This is a genomic window from Desulforapulum autotrophicum HRM2, assembly GCF_000020365.1.
GTDB classification, from domain to species: Bacteria; Desulfobacterota; Desulfobacteria; order Desulfobacterales; family Desulfobacteraceae; genus Desulforapulum; species Desulforapulum autotrophicum.
The window spans coordinates 3,882,342-3,903,847 of record NC_012108.1 but is presented as its reverse complement, the minus strand read 5'-3'; the positions used below and the strand labels follow the sequence as shown (position 1 = coordinate 3,903,847).

Here is a 21,506-nt window from a genome sequence, read left to right as displayed (position 1 = left end):
TTTACATTGTCTCCAAAAGGGAAATGGCTTTATTGGCAATACAGTTGATATCCTGAATATAGTCAACAGCGCCCATGTTTATCGCTTCCTTGGGCATACCAAAAACCACACTGGAGCGTTCATCCTGGGCAATATTAATGGCACCTGCTTTTTTCATTTCCAGCATTCCGGCAGCACCATCTTTGCCCATGCCGGTCAAAATGATGCCCAGGGCATTGGCCCCGGCAAATCTGGCAACGGACTTGAACAGGACATCCACGGCAGGTCGTTGGTAATGGACAAGGGGACCGGTTTTGATCTCTACATAATATCTGGCGCCACTTCGTTTAAAAATCATGTGGTAATTACCCGGTGCGATCAGCACCTGGCCATTGATAACCATATCCCCATTTTGTGCTTCCTTGACTCTCATCTGGCAGAGTTCATCCAGTCTCTGGGCAAAGGAGGTGGTAAACTGGGCAGGCATGTGCTGGACCACCACAATCCCTGGGGTATTGTGTGGCAATCGGGTCAATACCTTTTTTATCGCTTCCGTTCCACCGGTGGAGGCACCAATGGCGATGACTTTATTGGTTGTGGCTGCAAGGGCCATTGACCCGATGGATATTAACGGTTTTTTTTCAGTGTTCTGGGTGGGTGAAGCCATCCTTTTTGCTCCATAAACCGCTCTGATTTTTTCTGCCAGCTGCAGGCTCATATCCCCCACAGAATAGGCTGCGCTCGGTTTAGAAATGACTTCAAGGGCACCTAAAGAAAGTGCATCAAGGGCTATTTTGCTGCCTTTGGTTGAAAGAGAACTGACAATGATGACCGGAAGGGGGTAGTGTTTCATCAGTTTCTTTAAAAAAGTGATGCCGTCCATGCGGGGCATTTCAATATCAAGGGTAATCACATCGGGTTTCAGCTTGACTATTTTATCCCTGGCAACATAAGGATCAGGCGCAGTACCGATAACGATAATACCTTTTTGTTTAGACAATTGTTCAGAAAAAATCTTTCTGACAACAGCAGAATCATCTACAACCAGAACTTTGATATCATGGGGCATACAAAAACTTTCCGATTTCTAACTTAGTCTATTATTACGGCAATTGCCATTTTTGATTCGGTGGTTTCAATAATGGTAAATACTTGGTTCTCGGAAATTTCCGATGTATCCATCATCCTAGGGATACCCAGTTCAAACGGAACTTTAGAATCTGTTTTACTTAAGGCATTGCCGCAGACCATGTTCAGCATCTCTGTTAATGTTCCTGAAATATGATCTTCTGAAAGGTTTTCACTGGGTTCTCCCATGAAATTCCCAGCCATTTCTGCCATCAGAATTTCAGGTGCCATAAGAATTAAACTCCCGGAAGCATCCCCTGTAAATGCCAGCCGGCAGGCCAGATTATTTTTTTTATCCATTTTACACTGTGTGAGGGTTACTTCCCGGCCAAATTCCACCGGCATAAAAAACATGGTTTCCATGATTTCAGAAATCGAAGTTTTCATCGCTGTCATCAAACGCTTCTTCATAACTTACTTCTCCAAGAATATCGACAATTAAATCTCTTATCACTTCAGCAGTAAACGGTTTGGTGATATACCCAGCAGCACCGCAATCCATAAATTCTTTGATTTTAGATGCATTGCCCTCTGTTGAAATTACAACGACCGGAATATCTTTTGATAATTCATTTGATTTTATGGTTTTAATAAATTCAAGTCCATCCATGACGGGCATATTGTAATCTGTCATCACAATATCGACCCAGCTATTTTTCATCAGTTCAAGTGCTTCCTGCCCGTTGGCCGCTTCAAGCAATTCCGACGTACCATAACCTGCGGCCCTCAGCGTTCGTTTTATAACTGATCGCATGGGTAAAGAATCATCCACGATCAATATTGAATATGACATTATTTTTCCCCTTTCCTGTTAGGTCATATGTAAGAGCAGTTCAACTTCCTGCATGTTGATGCCAAATTCTGCAATAATGATTAAAACATCCGTTGCAGACAGATTAAGAACTTTCATCACCTGATGTTTGAACCGGTATGCAAGGCCATCAGATCCCACACCGTTTCCCATCATCATGCAGATGCAGTCAGCGAGATAAACCGCTGCAATTTCCTTGTCGTAAATTTTGCCTTCGTCGGCCAGGTGATGGTGACGAATGATGTTGACTATCCGGGGGCTTAGCTTCCATGTTTTTGCAATCATCGCACCCAGCTCGGCATGATCGATGCCCAGAATCTCTTTCTCTGCTTCCAGGAAGCTGACGTTTTGAGTTTCAACCAAATGCGTAATTTCCTGGGACGCATTTGATACATGTTTTTCCAAAATAATTTTCCCAATATCTTTGATCAGAGCGGCGGTAAACAGGGTGTTTTTATTTTTTAAAGATAATTTCACGGCAACCTGTTTGGCGGCCACCGCTGAAGACACGGAATACTTCCACATCTCTCCTTGGGTTAAACCATAGCCCTCCTGACTGCCTGAAAGTGCTTTGACACCTGATTTTATGACTGCAAGTTCAATCACCTGATCTGTACCCAGCAGATTGACGGCATCTTTAATGGATTCAACCGGATTTTTAAGACCAAAATAGGCAGAATTGCACGTTTTTAAAATGCTTGCAGTGATTACAAGATCATATTGGATCACATTGGCAATATCCTCGATGGAGCTGTCCGGGTTATCCACCACAGCCAACAGTTGATTTGCCACAGCTGGAATAGGTTTCAGATCTTTGATTTGTTTCATAATCGTTTGAAGAGATATCATATTCTCACCTCTTTGGCTCCGGACGTTTTTACATAAATGTCTCCTGTCCCTATTTCAAGCCTGACGGTTCGATTGGTATTTCCGCCGACATCCTGCTTGTTGATCATCACATTGTTCTTAAAAAACATTTTTTTAAGGGCCATGTAATTTCTTTTGCCGATGTTGAAAAAACCTGCTTGATCCAGAATCTCTGCGCCGCCTGCAACATAAACCCTCATTCGTTGTTTCGCTGCCCCCAAACTATAAGCGGTTTTAAACAACCGGGGTATCCCTGAATCAGCGAACATATAGGGTCTTGCAGTTGCCTTTGTCTTGTCAATGGAAGACTCGGGGAGCATGTAGTGCAGGATTCCGCCAACCCTAACAGCAGGATCGTAAATGACAAGCCCGATACAGGAACCAAGGGAATACGTGATAATCGATTCATCCGGGTTATTGCTCACCTTCATGTCTGCAACGCCAACGATCTGTTTCATGTTGTATCCCTTTCTATTCTCTCAATCTCAAAGGTTTGCTTTTTCCCTATGACGATTGGCAAAAATAAAATATTTATTGTCTTCATTGAGAATATGATTGATCAGCCAGAGGTATAGGAATTTTTTAAATTCATCAAAAGATTCGATTGAAAAATTTTCAGAGAGAGTGTTTAAATCTGTAATGAATTGATCATGCAGTTTTCTATGGTTTTTCACATCCGGATATTGAATCTGCTTCATATGAGTTTCTTCGGTTTTAAAATGATCGGTGGCATATTTATATAATTTCATCACATAGGTTTTTGCCTGATTTTTATCGGCGGTTTGTATTTCATTACCCAGATCAAATAAATACCGATGCTGTTTATCAAGCGTCGGCTCTCCCACCGCATATTTTTCTTTCCATACAAATACAAGGGTCATTTTCTCTCCTGTCAAATTATTCTTGTGTGTTCACAATTTCGAGGGTGTTATTTTCGGGTGCTTATCCTTTTGAAACAATAGAAAAAATGCCATGGATATCCAGAATCAACCCCACTCTTCCATCCGCAAGGATCGCACCGCCAGATATCCCATTTACTTCTTCAAGATTGCTGCCCAGGCTTTTAATGACATATTCATCCTTACCTAGCAGTTCATCGATGAACAGTGCTCTTTTTTCATCTTTTGATTCCACAACAACCACAAGGCCGTCTTGAACCGATTTCTTGTGCTTACTGCTATCATAAATTTCATTTAAACGAATCATGGGAATCAGACTGCCACGGTCTTTGACCATCTCGCCTTTACCCTTAATCGTAAAATAATCCTCTTTTCCAGGCTTAAACGCTTTTTGAATGGCGATTGTTGGAATCACATATTTCTCTTCATCAACCCGGACCAGCATCCCGTCAATAATCGCAAGGGTCAAAGGCAGGCTAATTGTAAATTTTGTGCCCCTGCCTTTTTCCGAGGCAATGTTCAATTGCCCTCTGAATTTTTCTATGCCGGACTTGACCACATCCATGCCGACACCCCTGCCTGACACATCCGTAATCGTTTTTGCCGTGGAAAACCCAGGTTGAAGAATTAAATCATACACCTGCGCATCAGTCAGTTGTTCATTGCCGGTGATAAGACCGGTCTCCTTTGCCTTTTCAAGGATTGTTTTTTTATCAAGCCCCTTGCCGTCATCTTCAATTTCTATAAGGATATGCCCCCCCCTATGATAGGCGCGAAGAATAATTTCACCCTGGGACGGCTTTCCTTTTTCAAGGCGGTCTGATGCAGATTCAATCCCATGATCACAGGAATTTCTGATCATATGCACCATGGGTTCATAAAGGGCATCGACCACATTTCTGTCTATCTCAGTATCTTCTCCCGCCATGTTCAAATTGACTTCTTTGCCGGATTTTTTTGCTAAATCCCTGACAAGTCGTATCATTTTCATAAAAGTGGCTTTTATGGGGATCATTCGCATGGACATGGCAATATTCTGCATATTGGTGACGATTTGTCCCAATTGAGACACATTTTGGCTGAGTGATGGATCATTTATGGTCTTTTGTTTCAACATGGACTGGGCAATAACAAGCTCTCCTGCATAATCCACCAGGTCATCCAGCTTTTGAGTGCTCACCTTGACCTGTGCATCAACTTTCTTTCTAGGCTGGTTTTGTTCGATCAAAGCTGAGGCGACCTGATTGGCTTGAACCTTTTTTCCTTCAACCAGTATTTCTCCAATTTTTTTCCCGGGTTGATTTTTCTGGGTATCAAGGGCCTGGTCAAGGGCATTCTGATCAACCATTCTTTTCTTGACTAGGATTGATCCCAAAGGTTCCTTGTTTCCTTTTGTTAAAGAAACCTGAAGGGTTTGAAGTTTATCCCTTAAGTCATTCACATCAATATCATCATCCGGCTGCATGAATCCTTTGTCTGTTCCCTGGTTGATCCTGGCAATGAGGGTTTTTAACGTGTCAACTGATTCAAGGATGACATCCGTGGCCCTGGCATTAATTAAAAATTCTCCGCTGCGGGCACTGTCTAAAAGATTTTCTGTGGCATGGGCAAGTTTGTTTATTTTGGTCAGGGATAAAAATCCAGACACCCCTTTAATTGTATGAAAGGGGCGAAAGATATCGTTGATAATCTCCATATTGGAAGGGTCCTGCTCCAGATCAATTAAATTTACCTCAATGGTATCCAGATTTTCCAGGGCTTCAGATACAAAATCCATCAGGATTTCCATATCATCATCTGATATCTTTTCTGGACCTGGCTGAATTTTAATTGCAGGTGCCTCTTCAAGTTCTATCCCTTTGGTTTTTTGTTCTCCTGTAGAATTATCTTCTAATAAGTCTAAAATATCAGAATAATCAAAGGTAAAGGGTTCTCCCCTTTTTAAATGATTTAATATTGATTTAAGGAGTACCAGACCCTCTTCAATCGGGCCGGTGTTATCTAAATTTTCCAAGGTCATTTTTTCTACATAGCCTTTACAGGCGATACTAATTTGATGAAATGTGTGGGGTTCAATTTCCTTTGAAAGGTCAATGATTTCGTCCAGACTATTGAGCATGATGCCAAGATCAGAAATCTCTCCCGGACAAAAACGACCGATCATTTGGCTGAACTCACCCAGTTTTTTTTCTAATTGTTCAAAAGAATCAAGTATGGCGGCAGTTGGATTTTCAGGTGTGATCTTCTCCGGCATCCCAGGTTGTTCCTCTTCATATGGATTTTGAAACGATCTTGAAATATCAGAGATAAAAGCGCCCAAAGCAGTTATCTGGTTACTACTGTTTTTGACTTTAGTCTGTATGCTGCGGTTAATCATATTCCTGGCTTTTATGACTTCTCCGGCTTCCAATGTTAATGAAAGTCCCGTACAATGTGTGTGAATATTTTTTAATATTGGCAACAAAACAGACAAACTCTTTGGGTCTTCTGGATCAGCCAGAACAAGTTCGCAGGAAAACATTTCAACCAAATTTTTAATACGCGCATGGGACATCATAAACACCCTATTTCTATTTTTTTAAAGATAATCCTCTTCCCACAAGATCATTGTTTTATAAAACAAATAGCCAGTAGAGGATCTCAAACCTTAAATTTCATGTTACCCGTTGCCATCTATATGTTGCCATTTGAAACTCAGGAATTTAGAAGTTAGGATTCAATAGTCTTTTTCTAAATCCCTGAATTTTCTAAGCTTCAGATCTTGGCACTATTAAAAATTTTCAAAATCATTATCATCATCAAAAGGAATAACCTGATCAGGTCGAACTTCTTTTGAATTATGCGCCAGCATTTTATTCTTTCCTGCCCTGGCTGTTTTTGGTTTAGAAGAAATGGTTTTTATCTGATTCTGGCTGCCCTGGTTCCTTTTCCCTGTAACCAGCATGACAAGCTCACTCACATAGTCCTTGAGTTGTTCTGCCTGGGCATTCATCTCTTCCGATGCAGATGCAGATTCTTCTGCATTGGCAGCATTCTGCTGAACCACTTTATCCATCTCTGTTATGGCAATATTCACCTGTTCAATACCATTGGACTGCTCTTTGGAGGCTTCCGTTATTTCAGAAACAATGTCACCGACTTTGATAGAACTATCGGCAACTTTACCAAATGCATCGTTTGTCCTGGAAACCAGTTCAGACCCGTCACTTACTTTTTTAACGGTGCCTTCAATCATTGCCGCTGTATTCTTTGCCGCATCTGCTGCTCGCATGGCAAGATTTCTCACTTCATCGGCAACCACAGCGAATCCGGCACCGGCTTCCCCGGCTCTTGCCGCTTCCACTGCAGCGTTAAGGGCCAGCAGATTTGTTTGAAAGGCAATTTCATCAATGGTTTTAATGATTTTAGAGGTTTCTTCACTGGCTTTGGAAATATCTTCCATTGATTTTGTGAGTTGTCCCATGGATTCGTTGGCCGTCCTTACAACCTTATTGGTCTCTTTCATCAAGCCATCTGCATGGTTTGCATTTTCAGCATTTTTTTTGGTCATCGAAGACATCTCTTCCATGGAAGAGGAGGTTTCTTCTATGGAGGCTGCCTGTTGAGAAGCGCCTTCTGCCATGGATTGACTGGAGGAAGATACCTGGCTTGAGGCGGATGCCACCTGATCTGATCCCTCATTCAAGCCGGCAATGATGCGATTAATCGGTCCGGTGATACTTTTGGTGATAAAAAATGCAACCAGGGCACTGACAATCAAGGCGATTATCAACCCGATAATCATGAACATAGACGCAGTGGAAAGGGAATTCACAGCATCCTTGGCGATCCTGTCCGTGGCTGTCATACCGGCATCAGCGGTTGTATTACAGGCATTTTTAACGATATTCCCGGCCGCTTCTCTTTTTGTTCCAATTTCCTGTAAAATCTGCCAGTTTTTAATAAAATCCGCCATGGCCGTTTTATAGGTATTCCCGGCGGCACTCACTTCGTCTATCCGTTTAAGGCCCTCAACTGAACGGGTTATTGCTTTGAGTGCTTCAAGATCTCTGTCAAGCTTTGAAAAATTGCTCAGTGCCTCTTCCATCACTTTGAGGCTGCGCAGGGCCTGGGATTTGGAGGCACCGATCCTGGCTGAATTTCCTATATTAATAATATCATTAACCAGGTTTATTTTATCCTGTCTTTCCAGCATATCCTTTGTCAGCATATCCTGCTGCTGGTTTAAAAACGCATCGCAGTTTTTTACATAGATGTCGGCATTTTCATCCATAATCCGGCGGAAATCATCCAGGATAGCACGATTTGCCATATTTCCTTTTTTGTACTCTGCCAAAAACTGGCCCATGGCAGACTGGTAACTTCGAGCGGCGGATTCTGTGAGATCAATGCGTTGAATGTCCTCCGCAGACCGGGTTATTTTTCTTAAATCAGTGATAAGGCCTGTGATACCGCCGATGGTGTTTATGGCCTTGTCCATCAGTTTCGGATCACCCAGGGCCTGGGATTTGAAGTTCAGCACCCTTGTGGTAGATCCTGCTTCAGTAAGCAAAGAAACAATCGCTATTTTTTTCTGGCGCTCACCCAGGTCAATTTTGAGCTTTTCATTCTGTTCGGCCAGAAATTCGTTGCTGCTGGTCATGTATTCTTCGGCCGCTGAATTCAGGATATTCCTGCCTTCAGCTAATTTTGCATTGGTCTCCACAGTCTGCTGAACAAACATTTTGTAGTCTTCAACCGCCTGGGTTGCCATTTCGATCTGGCCCTTGAATGCCTTAAGATTCGGTGATTTTGCCTCAAGGGTGCGCGCTTTTTCCAATGCTTTTTCCAATGCCTTTAATTCTTTCTGAGCTTCTACGTAGAACCGTTCGTCCTCGGTAAATTCATACCCTCTCATTTCAAACATGACCCGGTTTGCAGCACCCCGGAGTTCAACTGCAACATCCACTTCAGGAACATATTCATTCGCCAGCATGGTGCTCTGTGTTTTCACTTTGTTCATATTCCAGATGGCCATTATCCCTAATGCACCGGCGATCAGGATCAAAAGGGCAAATCCTGATGTGATCTTTAATCCTAAACTTAGGTTTTTCATACCAATACTCCTTGTTCTATTTTAATTGTTAACGTCTTTATTATGTATATAATGAAATTACGATACCTTACCGATGCCATCGATTTCCTGGGTTGACAGCACCTTGTCAATGTTCAGAAGAATTTTAACCCCCCCGTTTATTTTTGCCAGCCCCAGGATATATGCAGTATCCAGGGCCGTGCCAAAGGCCGGAGTCTCTTCGATTTCGTTTTCCTGGATATTCAACACTTCTGAGACTGCGTCGACCACAATGCCGATTAATACGGTACTGGTTTCCAACTCTATTTCCACAACAATGATACAGGTCCGGTCGGTATAGGGAATCTCTCCCATATTAAATTTCAAACGCAGATCCATCACCGGGATAACCTTTCCACGCAAGTTGATAACCCCTTTTACAAATTTGGGGGTTCGTGGAACAGCGGTGATGGGCATCATGCCGATAATTTCCTTTACCTTGAGAATACAGATTCCATACTCTTCTTCATCAAGTGAAAATGTCAGGTATTTTCCGGTTTTTATGGTTGTCGTCTTGATTGCCTGGTCCATTGTTTTAGCCAATTGGTCCATTTTTAGTTTCCTCCATTATTATCTGAAATGATGTTTTTTCTTTTCTTGTTGGGTCATCTTGATTAATACCGCACAAAGATCATTATAGGTGTCGTTCACATAGGTGAAATATCTTGGATAAAAATGGTGGGCTGCTGATGTTGTGGCATCTGAATCGTCAGGAAGAATCAGGATAATGCGTTTGCCGTCCAGCAAGTCAATCAGGGAGGATAATTCTTTTAAACGATTTTGAGAATCTGCAAGCAGAATAAAAATTTCTTTATCATAAATAGAAATCTGTTTCAATCTTGTTTTGAACGTATTAATCGTCTGTAAAATTTCAATTCTAAGCCCTTTGAAATTTTGTTCCATACGTTTTTTAAAGTTTGCACCTATTGGGGAAGATTCCTGATGGACGAAAAGTATAAGGTTCATAATTTTTTCACATCTCATTTATTTAAGTTTTTTTAAAAATATATTATTTCAGGGCACTACAAGTTGTGTGCCAACAATAAAAACTTAAAAACATTTTAATTTCAGATAGTTATGAAAATACGGTTTTTTTGTTTTGGCGCAGAAATGAGATGCATTTTTTTTAAGAAACTTTAACTATCTGATATTGTTTCGTAACATGACTCTTTTTGAATTTGTCGCAAAAATAGGACAGTCCGATATGTGGGACAAGCGTTAAATGGTTTGGCCTGATCATAGTTTCGGCCAATGAAAAATGTATAGGCGAGGTTGCTGGAAATTTTGAATCCCCCTTATGTTCCTTTGTTAAGATGCGAATACTCTAACGCCTACCCCCAAAATCGTTCGCAAAATACTATAACGCTATGATTAGGGCAGCCCGCCGCGAATACCCCGCCAAATAGAAAATAAATCATACCCCGCTTACCCCGCCGCTTTTACGACAAAATCAATTTTTAGGGCTATATTTTCATCCAGATTTAAATTTGGAGAAAATATAATGGCAAAAAGTTCAAGTGGAAAACGCCCCTGCTGTATTTGCCGCAAATGGTTTAAGCCGGATGTCCGCCAAAAAGGACGACAGACAACATGTGGAAGGTCTGCCTGCAAAACTGAACAGCACCGAAGAAACTGTCAAAAATGGAACAAAAAAAACGGTGAATATTTTAAAAATAACTATCTGGGTAAAAAATTAGAAAAGATTGAGGAAGAATCTTCTAAGGAATTTAAATCCAGCATACCTCCCCATGAACACCCCCCGCCCAACTGCCTGGCAAAGCCCGTATTGCCATATGAAATTTTAGAAAACGAGTATGGAACAAGAAATATGATCGTCATCCAATATGTAGCTTGGCAGATTCTGAATCAGTCATACGATTCAAAAACTGCGTTCAGATAGGGGGGGGGTGTTTATGGATAAAAACCTCGACTAATCGAATCGGAGTTTCAAGACGCATCATAGACTTAACCAACTGTAATTCATTGATATCCCAACAAAGTAATCGACTTAGGGTTTTAAGACGCATCATTAACCTAAACCTCTGTAAATAAAGGAGATACGAACAGACTAATACATAAGGGTGTTTAAGACACAACAGACAAGGATGGGGCTATTATAGTAGTTTAAAAATAGGATTTTTACACCTTGCCTTGAGCTTAAGGCAAAGTGCCTTGATAACCCCGACAAATGTGAGGACTCATGCCAAAAAAATTTTCATCCCAAGAGTTGTTTGAATTAAGAAATTTTATCCCTGTGGAGATGTTGATAAGGGAGCAACTGGAAATGCCATCAAAAATCAGTGAAGGCTTTTTCCGTTTTCTGTGCCCGATCTGTAATGAATTCCAGACAGCCATAAACCCAGCCACCAACCTGGCCCGGTGCTTTCGATGTGAAAAAAACTTCAACACCATCGATCTTGTGATGACTGTTCAGAGAATCGGGTTTAAAGAGAGCGTTCTGTTCTTAAAACGCCTGATGGTCAAAGTTCCGAATCAGAACAAAGATGCCAGACAGGGGTTGCAAAATTTTATCGGAGGCATCGGCCAGACCATGCCGGGAGGATTAGGATAATGGAACAGGATCGGTTGACCCGTCTGGAGAATCTTATTGCCCGTAATCAGAGTCATTTCCATGAAATAGGCAAAGCTCTGAAAGAGATAAAAGATACCCGGCTGTATAAACTCAATCTTTTCAGTAGTTTTGAAACTTATGCCAGAGTGCGCTGGGATATGGGCAGAGCCCAAGCTTATCGCCTGATAGAATCCTATAAGGTTATCAACAATCTGTCTCCAATTGGAGACATTCTTCCCAACAATGAATCCCAGGTGCGCCCCCTGGCCCCATTGGATCCCATCGAACAGCGTAAAATATGGAAGGCATTTTTAAAAACCGCCATGGAGATAACCGCACCAAACATCAAACAGTTCATTGATTCCGCAAAAGAAAACGACACCGGCAGTAAAGACGAACCTGTGGATTTAACCGATCAGGTCAGCAAAGCCTATATGGATGCTGTCCAGGCAATGCTTGACCAGGTTCGACTGGCCCAACAGGATCACTGGCAAAAGACATCTCGCCAGGCTGGGCTATTGTGGAACCGGGTCATTCGGGAAAAAATATTGACAAGGGAGAACGGCAATGGACACGGATAACCTGAAGGTCATACCTACTCTGACGCTTGATGACCGTTTCAATCTTTTGCTCCATAAAAAGATCATGAACAAAAAAGGCTCGGCCAAACGAGCAAGTAAAAAATATTACAAAGATCAATATCAAAAAACCGGCATTATTCCGGGGCCACTCCTACTTGTGGAAAAGAAGGTCATGGAGGGCCGCAAGTGCAGTGGACGTCCCCGTTCTTTCTCCGAACAGGTCCGCAGACGTTTTATAGAAATGGTAAAAGAGTCGTGTGATCCGTCAAGCCAACGGTTCATCTTTATTACCCATAAGGCAAGAACCATTAAAAATTATCACCACTGGCTTGAGAAAGAGTTCAAAAAGAGGATCTCCATCCATGCCCTCAGGCACTGTGTTTACCGTGAAAACCTCAAATCATATTTGAATAAACCAGATTTCGAGGACGATATTCCGGTCAAAAATAGTTTTAAACCAGAACCGGTGTTTGATCTGATCCAGATGGATGGCTGTATTTTTAGATATTTTAAGATCAGAAACGACAAGGGTCATTGGCAAAAGCCCCAGGTCATAGAATTTTATGATACGGGCTCTCGTTATATGTTTGTCCTGGATGCGTATTTTTCCGAAAGCAGTTGGAACTCCGTGAACCTGTTCACCAAATTTTTACTGGATAGGCCATTTCCCCAAAAAAAGATTCGTATCCGGCCGGATAATGCCAAGGGCTTTTTAAATCTTAAGCGCCCCATCAACGACTTGAATTTGAAACATTCCACCCCGAACGGGTTTTATATGGAACCTGATTTCTCAAGGATCCATGCTCCCAAGGATAAGGCTCACCTGGAATCATCCCACCGCAGCCTTCATAATTTTGAAATCCGAATCATCAAGGCGTTTGAAAAAAGGATCGTAAAGACAGAGCCCGGGTACATCTTCAAAAAAGGAAAACAAGAAAAAATCACCGTTACCCTCCTTGATATAAATTTGGATGAGTTAAAAACAAGCTCACTTATGGAGAAATATCGCCATGAACACAACTGTACACGCCACTATTTCTCTGAAAAAGGAAAAGTCAGTGCCTGGGTGCCGGATAAAAAGCTCACAGACTTTTTTAAAACATTTACCAGCACACTGACCTTTTGTACTGATCAGGTCAAGGAGCACATGAAATATGGATTTAGAAAAACAAAAGCCACGGTATCAAAGCAGAAGACCATCAGATTTGAAAATCAGGATTACTATGTGACCATGGGTGTAGACAAGTTCAGCTCCCATAAAAGTACACCCGTTCAGATATCCAGATACAATGACAAGCTTTTCCTTTTTGAGCCCAGGGAGGATGGTATTTTTTGGGGAGAAGCCCTTGCCCGAAAGCCCTTTGAAAAGCCGTTAAAAGTATTGACCATATTGCCGGACAAAAATGAGCTGGATCAGATCATCGCCTTTTTGGAGCACAACAGCATGGTCGTCGATCGGCCCCTCCTGATTAAAAATTATAAAAAAGGTCTTTCCATGCCCATGGCAAAGCAAATCCTTCAGCATAACCAGAAAAGATACACCACCTATATAAAAAAGATGCAGCAACCCACGAATATAAAAGGGGCAGTGCTGTTCAATGCTTTTATTCTCGATTGTGAAAGCCATTATCGAAGAATCCATGTGGCACCGTATGCGTTTTCTGGAGAAATATGACATGAAACGAAAAGAAGATTTTATAAATGACAAACGCCGCATTTCTTATCTGGGGGCCACATATAACCGAATCTATCGTAGGCAGAGCGTCTTGATCGAGGGTGATTATGGCGTGGGTAAAACCCGTTTCTTGAAATTGCTGCAACCGAAAAAACTTCATGCCGTCTGGGTGGAGTCACTGTTCAACATACATGAAACCCTGGCATCGATTTTAAAGAAGCTAAATTACGACACAATCGCCACCTACCGGCGAACCCCTCAATATTTGGAAATGATATGCAGTCTGTCCAACTGCTTTATTTTAATCGACGAGGCAAACGATCTTGATCCCCGGGTCTGGCCCTACCTCAAAAGGGTTATCGATGCCGGTGTTCCCATTGTATTTGCAGGATTACCAAAGGTGAGGACCTTTTTAACCCGCGAGCATCCAGACATCCTCAGCCGCTTGAAAACGCTTATTCTATACCCGATTGTGGTAGAAGATTTCATTGTCGAGTACAAGGATATTGAACAGGAGGCCATTGAACAGATTTATATGACGACCAAAGGCGATATGAGAAAATTCAGAGAAATTTGTACAGACTGCAGGGACAGAGCAAAGGAGTTGAAATACACCTTTGTTGACATCAATCTTGCCTTGGAATTTCTCTCTGATCTTCCTCCTCAATAACGAACATAAGGCACATGGAAAAATTTCACCAAGAAATAATGTGAGGCCAGAAAGGACTGATTTTGCTGTTCTAAAACTTTAGATCGTCCAGATTAGATACCTCGGACAAGATAATTAAATCAGGATAGACCATTACGCTTTTTTAGCGAATGGTCTATTTTTGTTTACAACTTCTCAAACTTCATTGACTGATTTTTGAAATACACATTCCGTGCAACACTGCTATAAAATAGCATTAACCTACTGTAAAAAATGATGTTTATTTGAAGCGTTAGAGTATTTTGCGAAAACACGATTAGGGCCAATGCTATGCAAGTAGCTGATTATAAATGTTATTGAGGCCTTTTTTATAAAAACAGGGCAGATAAAAAGCGTTAGAGTATTTGCATCTTATCAATGGCTCTTAACCACAGCAACTCAGGGTGGTTTGAAGCCGCCTCCTGAAAGGCGGCTCCGAGGGGCCCTCCCTCGTCTATGGGGTAGATTGCCCGGCACGCTTGGACAAAAGCAACCCCGGAGAATGGACGGTTATTTGAATTATAAATCAGATATGATCTTACTTAGAGGTTTTTCGGATATCCTACTGAGTATGCCCCCATTCAAGAGAACGTCTTCAGAGAGCGGGGGGTGTTGTGAAAAAAGAGAAGCCATGTGGTAGATTTTATTGTTTTCATAGCCATAATCTATTAAAATTTAAACCGTTTCTCGCTTTTTGCTCTGGCAATAGCTAACAACTTCATTTCAGATACTAAATAAAATAGACAGAGCAAAGCGACAACAACGCAGGTTTGACACACCCATGTTTTTTAGGAATCAATCGTTTTTGGTAAGCAATGATTTAATCAGTTTTACCCCCATGGCAGCATTAGGGGCATAGCCGTCTGCACCGAGTCTGGCGGCAAAGGCTTCTGATACTGCGTCTCCTCCGACAATCAACTTGATTTCACCATTAAGACCGTTGCTTTTAAGCTGATTCATGACCTGGGATATTCCCGGAAGTGTGGTGCTGAGACTTGAAGAAATGCAAATCATATCTGCTTTTTCTCTGATCGCAGTTTGTACAAAAAGCGGTATGGGTACATCTCGGCCCATATCAATTATCCGAAAGCCAAGAGGTGTCAGCATCAATTTTAATATATTTTTTCCTATATCATGGATGTCTCCTTCCACCACACCCATGACGATTACCTGCTGGCGGACATCCGGGGCAGGTATGCCGCCGGAATTGAGAATACTCATGGTAGTATCCAGCAATTTCGATAAATCAACCAATTGAGGTAAGATATATTCCCCTGTTTCATATTTTTCACTTACAATTTCAAGCCCTTTACAAAGACCGTCATGGACAAGCAGATGGAGATTTATCTTCTTTTCAGATGCCTTGACCGCCCATGATATAGTGGCTGTTTCGTCCATGGCGGCCACTGCAGTGCATAATTGCTTTATGATATATTTTTCGTTTATTCTTGCAGGCATTCTTTGATCTCCTGAATTTTTTATGGGCAGTACAACTCTGTTTAAACCCATAATTGGATTTTTTTATAGGGCGAAGGAAAATTAAATAAGTTTAATCTCAGCACCGGTCACCATGGGCAAGGGTCAGAAAATTTCACGGACCCTTATGGGAAATTTTTTAAAGCGCCCTTTCCATTTCCCTATCAGAAAACTTTTCAGCTTCGATTTGGCATCCTTAGCCTGTTGCCGTTCCTGATAGCATGAAGGCAATTCCTCCTGGGTATAAATTTCCTGGATATCCAGCCAGGTGTTTGGTGCTATTTTTGCTTCGAGTAAATAGAACGGCTGTTGTTTAAAAATGGAACTACAGATTACTTCACCCGTATGTTTCCCATAAAATTGGGCTGAACAAGCCTCCACCTGTTCAAGCCCAACTCTCTCAACAGAGCATTTAATTGTTGCCGCTTCCTGCATTACAATTCTACTGCAACCAGTGACAAGCCCAATTTATTTTCCAAGGATTGGATTTTTTCAAGCGTATTTTTATCCACCAAAGACGGTTTGGATTTATGGCAAGAAAAGGCAAGAACAATGTGCCCAGTTTCCTGCTCAAGTGTTTTTATCTCTTCGATATCCTGTTTTTTCAGATTGGAAAGAGTACAAAGCATGTCAACCTCCTTGATGAGTTATGGTAAAGTTAACCTTATTATCATCCAGAAGGGTGTTGATTACAAGAATGGAAAAGTAACAGTTTGATGACGGGTAAAAACCGTTATTCTGTATCAGGCGGAGATAGGGTCATGGAAATTTTAAAATACACCAGACCAACGCTGAAAGCAGGTAAAAAGACAAGTAGGATGGTGTATTTTATTTTTTCCATGGCCCTTAGTTTAAATGCAGTAAAAATGTATTTAAATTGGTTGCAGTATTTTTCAAACCCAGTTTGTCACGCAGATTGCGTCGATGGAAATTAACAGTGGTTATGGAAAGGTTTAATAAATCAGCAATTTCCTTGGAAGATTGGCCCTGTTTAATCAATGAGGCAATCTTTAATTCCTGCGGGGTAAGCACAGCCTCAAAATTTGAAATATGGCGCAAAAATGGAGAGGCAATATTATTCAACTCCGATTCAATGAGACTGATTATTTTTTTTTCTTTGCCCGAGGGATTTAATTTTTTTAACTGGTCAAAGGACGGAAGAATCGTCTGCTTAAGGTTCTGAAAAAAAGTCTGTTCCATTTCCTTGAGGTCTTCATCCCGATGACGCAGCAGGGCTCTTAACGCCGCATTGGCTTCTTCAAGCCCAAGGGTTTTCTGCTTGAGCTCAGCTTCCCTTTGCAGAAGCTTATGCTCTGCTATTTTGAGTGGTGTGATGTTTTCATGGCTGACAACAATCTGTAAAGGCTGTGACCCTGCAACCCGGACGGCTCGCATGTAAAACCAGCGTTTATTCCCTGGAGAGTGGCAGGGATAATCCATGACAAATTCATCAATATTTCCTTTGATGACCTGCCGGATACCCATTGCAACCTGGGCAGCACTTCCCGCTGTTTCACCATTGGCAGCATCACATATTTTAAGATAATTTATATTGAGCATATCCGGTCTCATACCTGGGTTGTTGGATATAGCGAACTCCCGCAAAGCTTTATTGGTATCGATAATAACACCGTTTGAGTCAATGATGGCAACGTGGGCGGATAATGAATTAAGGATGGTTTCAGCATATTGTTGTGTCATAGGTATTCTTTTTAAAACCTTTCGGATGGCAGCATCTAAATCCCGCCGGAGAATAGGCTTGTGGATACAGGCATCAGACTCCAGAGCCGGTTGGTGACATTGACTGGAACCAATTTCTTTATTTTTTCCATCTTAACTTTATGAAATAACCAGGCTAAGTTATAAAATTATCTTTATCTCTTTCACTGATCATAAAATTAGCGAGATCAATTTTTTCAAATACACCGATGGTTTCCCGAATTTTAAAAAAGTCATTACGATTCTCCATAAACAAATCCGTGATCTGGGGATCGAAATGTTTGCCTTTTTCATTCTGGATGATATCCAGTGCTATCTCGGGAGGATATGGTTCCTTATATGGCCGTTTTGATGTCAGTGCATCAAATGTGTCGACAATCGCCACAATTCTTCCTGCAATTGGAATTTTTTCTTCTGAAAGACCGTTGGGATACCCTTTACCGTTATACTTTTCATGATGGGATAATGCAATATCTCTGGCCATTTTTAGTATCTCGGATTTAGATTTTGATAATAATTCTGCTCCAATTGTGGTATGAGTTTTCATGGTTTCAAACTCTTCATGCGTTAACTTTCCGGGTTTAAGCATAATCCTGTCCGGTATACCTATTTTCCCCACATCGTGCATTGGGGAAGCATACCGGATAATCTCTATATCTTTTTCTGGCCAGCCAAGCTTTTCTGCCATTAAACAACTGTATTTTCCGATTCTGACAATATGATCGCCGGTGTCTTCGTCTTTAAATTCAGATGCCATAACCAGGCGATGTATGGAATCAATGTAGGCTTGTTTGAGTTCTTCATGGGATTGCTTGGCAACTTGCTTCAATTGTCGTTCCCTGAGAACCCGCTTGACTCTCAAAATAAGTTCTGATGGGCTAAAAGGTTTTGTAACAAAATCGTTGACCCCGATATTAATAATCTCGTCATAATGATAACTTCTCACTTGTCCTGTCATGACGATGATATCAGAATAATCAGCTGCAAGAATTTTTTTTGATAAATCAATCCCGTTCATAACCGGCATATCAATATCTGATATCACCAATTCAAATTTTTCTTTGGATATTATTTCAAGGGCCTGCTCGCCATTCTCAGCGACCTGACATTGATACCCTTCTTTTTTAAGTACCTTTTTAAATAAACCCCGGATACCTTCTTCATCATCTACAACAAGTATGTTGACCGGCCCCATTTCACCGATTATTTCATCAAGCATTTTTTCTCCCCAAAAGGCAATGAAATCAAAAAAAATCAATCCCTGTTCTTTAATCTCCTGTGGTCATTGATTGAGCCGTATTTTGAAATTATTTCAGCCGTGAAAGGTTTAACCACATAATTAGAGGCTCCTGCATTTATAGCCTCAACCATTTGTTTTTTTTGTAGTTTTTCCTGTATCTAATCCCCAATTCATGATAACTCAACTTTAAAAAAGAAGAAGGCTCTTTGCCATTTCATGTGGGTAGCGTCCCTTAATCCTGAAGGAAAACTCGTTCTTACCCAGCTCCCAAGCCGGAGTGATGCGTCGCGCTCCCGTCGCCGTCGCTGAATACCGAATAGCATGTAAGCCAGGACTGTCAAGGCTGCGAGCTTGCGAGCACCCGAAGGGTTTAGCCTTTATAGTCCTGAGCGCGGCATGCTATTTTGGATGAAAAGGCAAAGCCCTTAATCAATTGTAAATTGATACTACCCACACGGAATGGCAAAGAGCCACTTTTTTACTACCTCAATTTCCTTTATAAATATTGGCTTCATCCAGCACTTTCCTGACAGTTTCAGTCAAGTCGATTTTTGATACAGGCTTTTTTAATATGACCTTAATATTGTTTACAGTTGCATCCTGTGCAGATATTTGTTTGCTGTAACCGGTACAAAGTATGATTGGAAGTTCGGGATGGATATCCATCATTGCCTTAGCCAATTTTAAACCGGTTAATTTCGGCATAGTCATGTCTGTAATAATAAGGTCATAATCATTATGTTCGTTTATCAGATATTTTGAATTGCGAAGGATACTTGCATATAATCATAATTGTTCAAACATTTAACAATTTTAAATGTATCTGTAAAAATCCCTAAGAAGAAGTTTACATTAAAAAATCGAATGTTGCAAAATAATAAAATGAGTTGAGCCATTTCCCTCGCGACTATAGATGGTCTAAGTCCGGGGTTAGACCCTGGCACCTAAAAGCAAGCACTTGTATTCATAGTCTCCACTTTTTGAGAATCCTTACCACCACAATATATTGTGGCGGTAAGGATTTAATATCCTCTGCATGCAATTCAACTTATTACATTATAAAAACTCCTCTTCATCCCCTGGGCCTGCCACACCAACCCGCTCTTTCCCCTTGGAAACACTCCCTTGAAACATAGTGTCATGGTGTATAGAACCGTAAAAAAAGGGATGGAGCATCCATCAATACCTGACCGCAAAGCTTGCGCTTTCCCTGTATTTGGCCGTGCGCTTATCATACATCTGCGTGGTCTTGATCTGCGCATGGCCGACCGTTTTCTGTACCGCCTCGATGGGACAATTGTTCTCCAGGGCCTGGGTGATAAAGGTGGCCCTGGCGGAATGAGGCGTGATGCCGGCAATGCCGATTGTATTTGCGTATTTGTTAAACAGATGGTCGATGGTTCTACGACTGAGTTTCCTTTTAGGATCCAATGCTTTGTAACCCGACTTGACCGGCAAAAAAAGAAAGCTTGCCTGGTCGGGCCCGTGTCCGGTCTCTGTCAGATATTGGTCCAAGGTGATCTGCAGTTCCTGGTTGATGGCCATGCGGTTGCGCTTCCCGCCTTTCACCCAGAAATCCAGCACAAAAAAGCCCTGTTCCTCGTAAAAGTCTCTGACCTTGAGGGAACACACCTCGGACACCCGACACCCTGTAAAAAAGAGCGTGCTCAAAATGGCCTTGTCCCTCAACCCCTGTAGCTTGGAAACATCCGGTGAGTTGAGGAGATTCCGGACCTCGACAGGCGCTAATACTTTTGCCTCAACCCGGGAAGCGTTCACCGGCATACGCTTAACTCCCTGGGCGACATTTATTTTAACCACCTGCTGATCGATCAGGTGATTGAATAGGGAGGAGATGGCGGAGAGGCGGTTATTGATGGTGCGGGCGCTCCTGCCCTGGTCTTGCAGGAATTTTTTAAAGGCAATAACATGGCCGTGGGTGATCGTCCGCAACTCTTCCGGAGAAGAGATCCCCAGGAAATCTAAAAAAGTCCGGATGGCCCTGTCATAGGTGTCCACGGAATTGTCCGAATTGAAATTTGCTTTCCACAAAAGCTCCTCCGGCGCCTCCCGGAGAGCCTCCATGACGGAAACCTCTCCTCCCGGATCCGCCGTGGCAACCTGGTTCAGTTTTTCAGAATCAGAGAATATCAGTGTTTTGATTTTTCTTCCCTCCTCGCGTCCTTTTTTCCGGTAAAAATACGGCCCCCAGTTTTATTGCACATAATGCCTTTTATGTGCAATAAAAATTCAGGTTAAACACTGCATGAAGCAAACTGGAAAAACAGGGTCGGTCCTGGGGAGGTTTGCCGGTCTCTCCAGGTCAGGCCCCTGGTCAAATTGTTGTGTGAGGCCCTTTGGCAAGGGCATTGCCCATAAATTTTAAAAGATTTGCCCCCACAGCCCGTTTTGATCGGTGATATTGTCATTCCAGGTCGGTCCTGGGATATTTTGCTTGTAATTACTTTAAATAGAATTCGTATCAACCGAAAGATGCGGTACTTGGTTACAGTTTGCCCCCCCCAGACTTTTAATAATAGTCTTCCCTATGACAGAAAAAATCATGGGTGCGGACTATGAATACAAATCAACGCTTTTAGGTGCTGGGGTCTGCCCCGGACGTCTACCATTAGTCAACACCTTGACATGGCTCCGTTTCTCCAAAGATACCCTAAAAAAACGAATGATTTTGATTTTAATATCCAGACGGAGCTTGCCGCATCTTTGGATTTATTGACTGGCGCGCCGAAATCCCTAA

At 41.9% G+C, this 21,506-nt stretch carries 22 protein-coding genes; 5 read left to right on the top strand and 17 right to left on the bottom strand.

Annotated features, from left to right (window positions below):
- Nucleotide 1 precedes the first annotated feature (1 nt).
- From HRM2_RS17020 to HRM2_RS16975, 10 genes are all read right to left on the bottom strand, one after another.
- On the bottom strand, nt 2-1,048 hold the full coding sequence (locus HRM2_RS17020) for a protein-glutamate methylesterase/protein-glutamine glutaminase (RefSeq protein WP_015905274.1): 1,047 nt from the start codon (nt 1,046-1,048) through the stop codon (nt 2-4).
- A gap of 23 nt (nt 1,049-1,071) precedes the next feature.
- On the bottom strand, nt 1,072-1,518 hold the full coding sequence (locus tag HRM2_RS17015; protein WP_015905273.1) for a chemotaxis protein CheX: 447 nt from the start codon (nt 1,516-1,518) through the stop codon (nt 1,072-1,074).
- A complete protein-coding gene (locus HRM2_RS17010) occupies nt 1,475-1,900 on the bottom strand; it encodes a response regulator (RefSeq protein ID WP_015905272.1) in 426 nt (141 codons plus the stop codon). The genes HRM2_RS17015 and HRM2_RS17010 overlap by 44 nt, the downstream gene beginning before the upstream one ends.
- 18 nt (nt 1,901-1,918) lie before the next feature.
- The gene (locus HRM2_RS17005; protein WP_232364062.1) at nt 1,919-2,746 is read right to left on the bottom strand and encodes an HDOD domain-containing protein; all 828 of its coding nucleotides are present in this window, start codon (nt 2,744-2,746) and stop codon (nt 1,919-1,921) included.
- A 17-nt stretch (nt 2,747-2,763) separates the two neighbouring features.
- The gene (locus tag HRM2_RS17000; protein WP_015905270.1) at nt 2,764-3,243 is read right to left on the bottom strand and encodes a chemotaxis protein CheD; all 480 of its coding nucleotides are present in this window, start codon (nt 3,241-3,243) and stop codon (nt 2,764-2,766) included.
- A gap of 27 nt (nt 3,244-3,270) precedes the next feature.
- On the bottom strand, nt 3,271-3,666 hold the full coding sequence (locus tag HRM2_RS16995; RefSeq protein ID WP_015905269.1) for a bacteriohemerythrin: 396 nt from the start codon (nt 3,664-3,666) through the stop codon (nt 3,271-3,273).
- 61 nt (nt 3,667-3,727) lie between these two features.
- Nucleotides 3,728-5,938: a chemotaxis protein CheA gene (locus HRM2_RS16990; protein ID WP_015905268.1), complete on the bottom strand. Its 2,211-nt coding sequence runs from the start codon at nt 5,936-5,938 to the stop codon at nt 3,728-3,730.
- A gap of 516 nt (nt 5,939-6,454) precedes the next feature.
- A complete protein-coding gene (locus HRM2_RS16985) occupies nt 6,455-8,779 on the bottom strand; it encodes a methyl-accepting chemotaxis protein (protein ID WP_015905267.1) in 2,325 nt (774 codons plus the stop codon).
- Nucleotides 8,780-8,836: 57 nt separating this feature from the next.
- A complete protein-coding gene (locus tag HRM2_RS16980; protein ID WP_015905266.1) occupies nt 8,837-9,349 on the bottom strand; it encodes a chemotaxis protein CheW in 513 nt (170 codons plus the stop codon).
- Between the two features lie 18 nt (nt 9,350-9,367).
- The gene (locus HRM2_RS16975) at nt 9,368-9,763 is read right to left on the bottom strand and encodes a hypothetical protein (protein WP_148214657.1); all 396 of its coding nucleotides are present in this window, start codon (nt 9,761-9,763) and stop codon (nt 9,368-9,370) included.
- 535 nt (nt 9,764-10,298) lie between these two features.
- Between HRM2_RS16975 and HRM2_RS16970 the strand changes: the two genes are divergently transcribed.
- The 5 genes from HRM2_RS16970 (at nt 10,299) to HRM2_RS16950 (ending at nt 14,295) form a co-directional block, all read left to right on the top strand.
- The gene (locus HRM2_RS16970) at nt 10,299-10,697 is read left to right on the top strand and encodes a hypothetical protein (RefSeq protein WP_012663014.1); all 399 of its coding nucleotides are present in this window, start codon (nt 10,299-10,301) and stop codon (nt 10,695-10,697) included.
- Between the two features lie 300 nt (nt 10,698-10,997).
- A complete protein-coding gene (locus tag HRM2_RS16965; RefSeq protein WP_012663013.1) occupies nt 10,998-11,369 on the top strand; it encodes a CHC2 zinc finger domain-containing protein in 372 nt (123 codons plus the stop codon).
- Nucleotides 11,369-11,950: a hypothetical protein gene (locus HRM2_RS16960; RefSeq protein WP_012663155.1), complete on the top strand. Its 582-nt coding sequence runs from the start codon at nt 11,369-11,371 to the stop codon at nt 11,948-11,950. Before HRM2_RS16965 ends, HRM2_RS16960 begins: the two co-directional genes overlap by 1 nt.
- On the top strand, nt 11,937-13,625 hold the full coding sequence (locus tag HRM2_RS16955; RefSeq protein ID WP_012663098.1) for an integrase: 1,689 nt from the start codon (nt 11,937-11,939) through the stop codon (nt 13,623-13,625). Before HRM2_RS16960 ends, HRM2_RS16955 begins: the two co-directional genes overlap by 14 nt.
- Nucleotide 13,626: 1 nt before the next feature.
- A complete protein-coding gene (locus HRM2_RS16950; RefSeq protein WP_041273016.1) occupies nt 13,627-14,295 on the top strand; it encodes an ATP-binding protein in 669 nt (222 codons plus the stop codon).
- An 813-nt stretch (nt 14,296-15,108) separates the two neighbouring features.
- On the opposite strand, the gene HRM2_RS16945 is transcribed toward HRM2_RS16950, so the two are convergent.
- From HRM2_RS16945 to HRM2_RS16915, 7 genes are all read right to left on the bottom strand, one after another.
- A complete protein-coding gene (locus HRM2_RS16945) occupies nt 15,109-15,771 on the bottom strand; it encodes a cobalamin B12-binding domain-containing protein (RefSeq protein WP_015905264.1) in 663 nt (220 codons plus the stop codon).
- Between the two features lie 123 nt (nt 15,772-15,894).
- Complete coding sequence (locus HRM2_RS16940; protein ID WP_012663096.1) at nt 15,895-16,224, bottom strand: hypothetical protein; 330 nt, start codon at nt 16,222-16,224, stop codon at nt 15,895-15,897.
- Complete coding sequence (locus HRM2_RS16935; protein WP_012663095.1) at nt 16,224-16,418, bottom strand: hypothetical protein; 195 nt, start codon at nt 16,416-16,418, stop codon at nt 16,224-16,226. Before HRM2_RS16935 ends, HRM2_RS16940 begins: the two co-directional genes overlap by 1 nt.
- A gap of 217 nt (nt 16,419-16,635) precedes the next feature.
- Nucleotides 16,636-17,490 (bottom strand): PAS and helix-turn-helix domain-containing protein, encoded by an 855-nt coding sequence (locus HRM2_RS16930; RefSeq protein ID WP_015905263.1) that lies wholly within the window; start codon nt 17,488-17,490, stop codon nt 16,636-16,638.
- Nucleotides 17,491-17,644: 154 nt separating this feature from the next.
- On the bottom strand, nt 17,645-18,727 hold the full coding sequence (locus tag HRM2_RS16925) for an HD domain-containing phosphohydrolase (RefSeq protein WP_015905262.1): 1,083 nt from the start codon (nt 18,725-18,727) through the stop codon (nt 17,645-17,647).
- A 507-nt stretch (nt 18,728-19,234) separates the two neighbouring features.
- Nucleotides 19,235-19,498 carry a response regulator gene (locus HRM2_RS16920; protein ID WP_269719625.1) on the bottom strand — a complete coding sequence of 88 codons (264 nt, stop codon included), beginning with the start codon at nt 19,496-19,498 and terminating at the stop codon, nt 19,235-19,237.
- A gap of 429 nt (nt 19,499-19,927) precedes the next feature.
- Nucleotides 19,928-20,833 (bottom strand): tyrosine-type recombinase/integrase, encoded by a 906-nt coding sequence (locus HRM2_RS16915; protein ID WP_015905260.1) that lies wholly within the window; start codon nt 20,831-20,833, stop codon nt 19,928-19,930.
- Nucleotides 20,834-21,506: the final 673 nt, after the last annotated feature.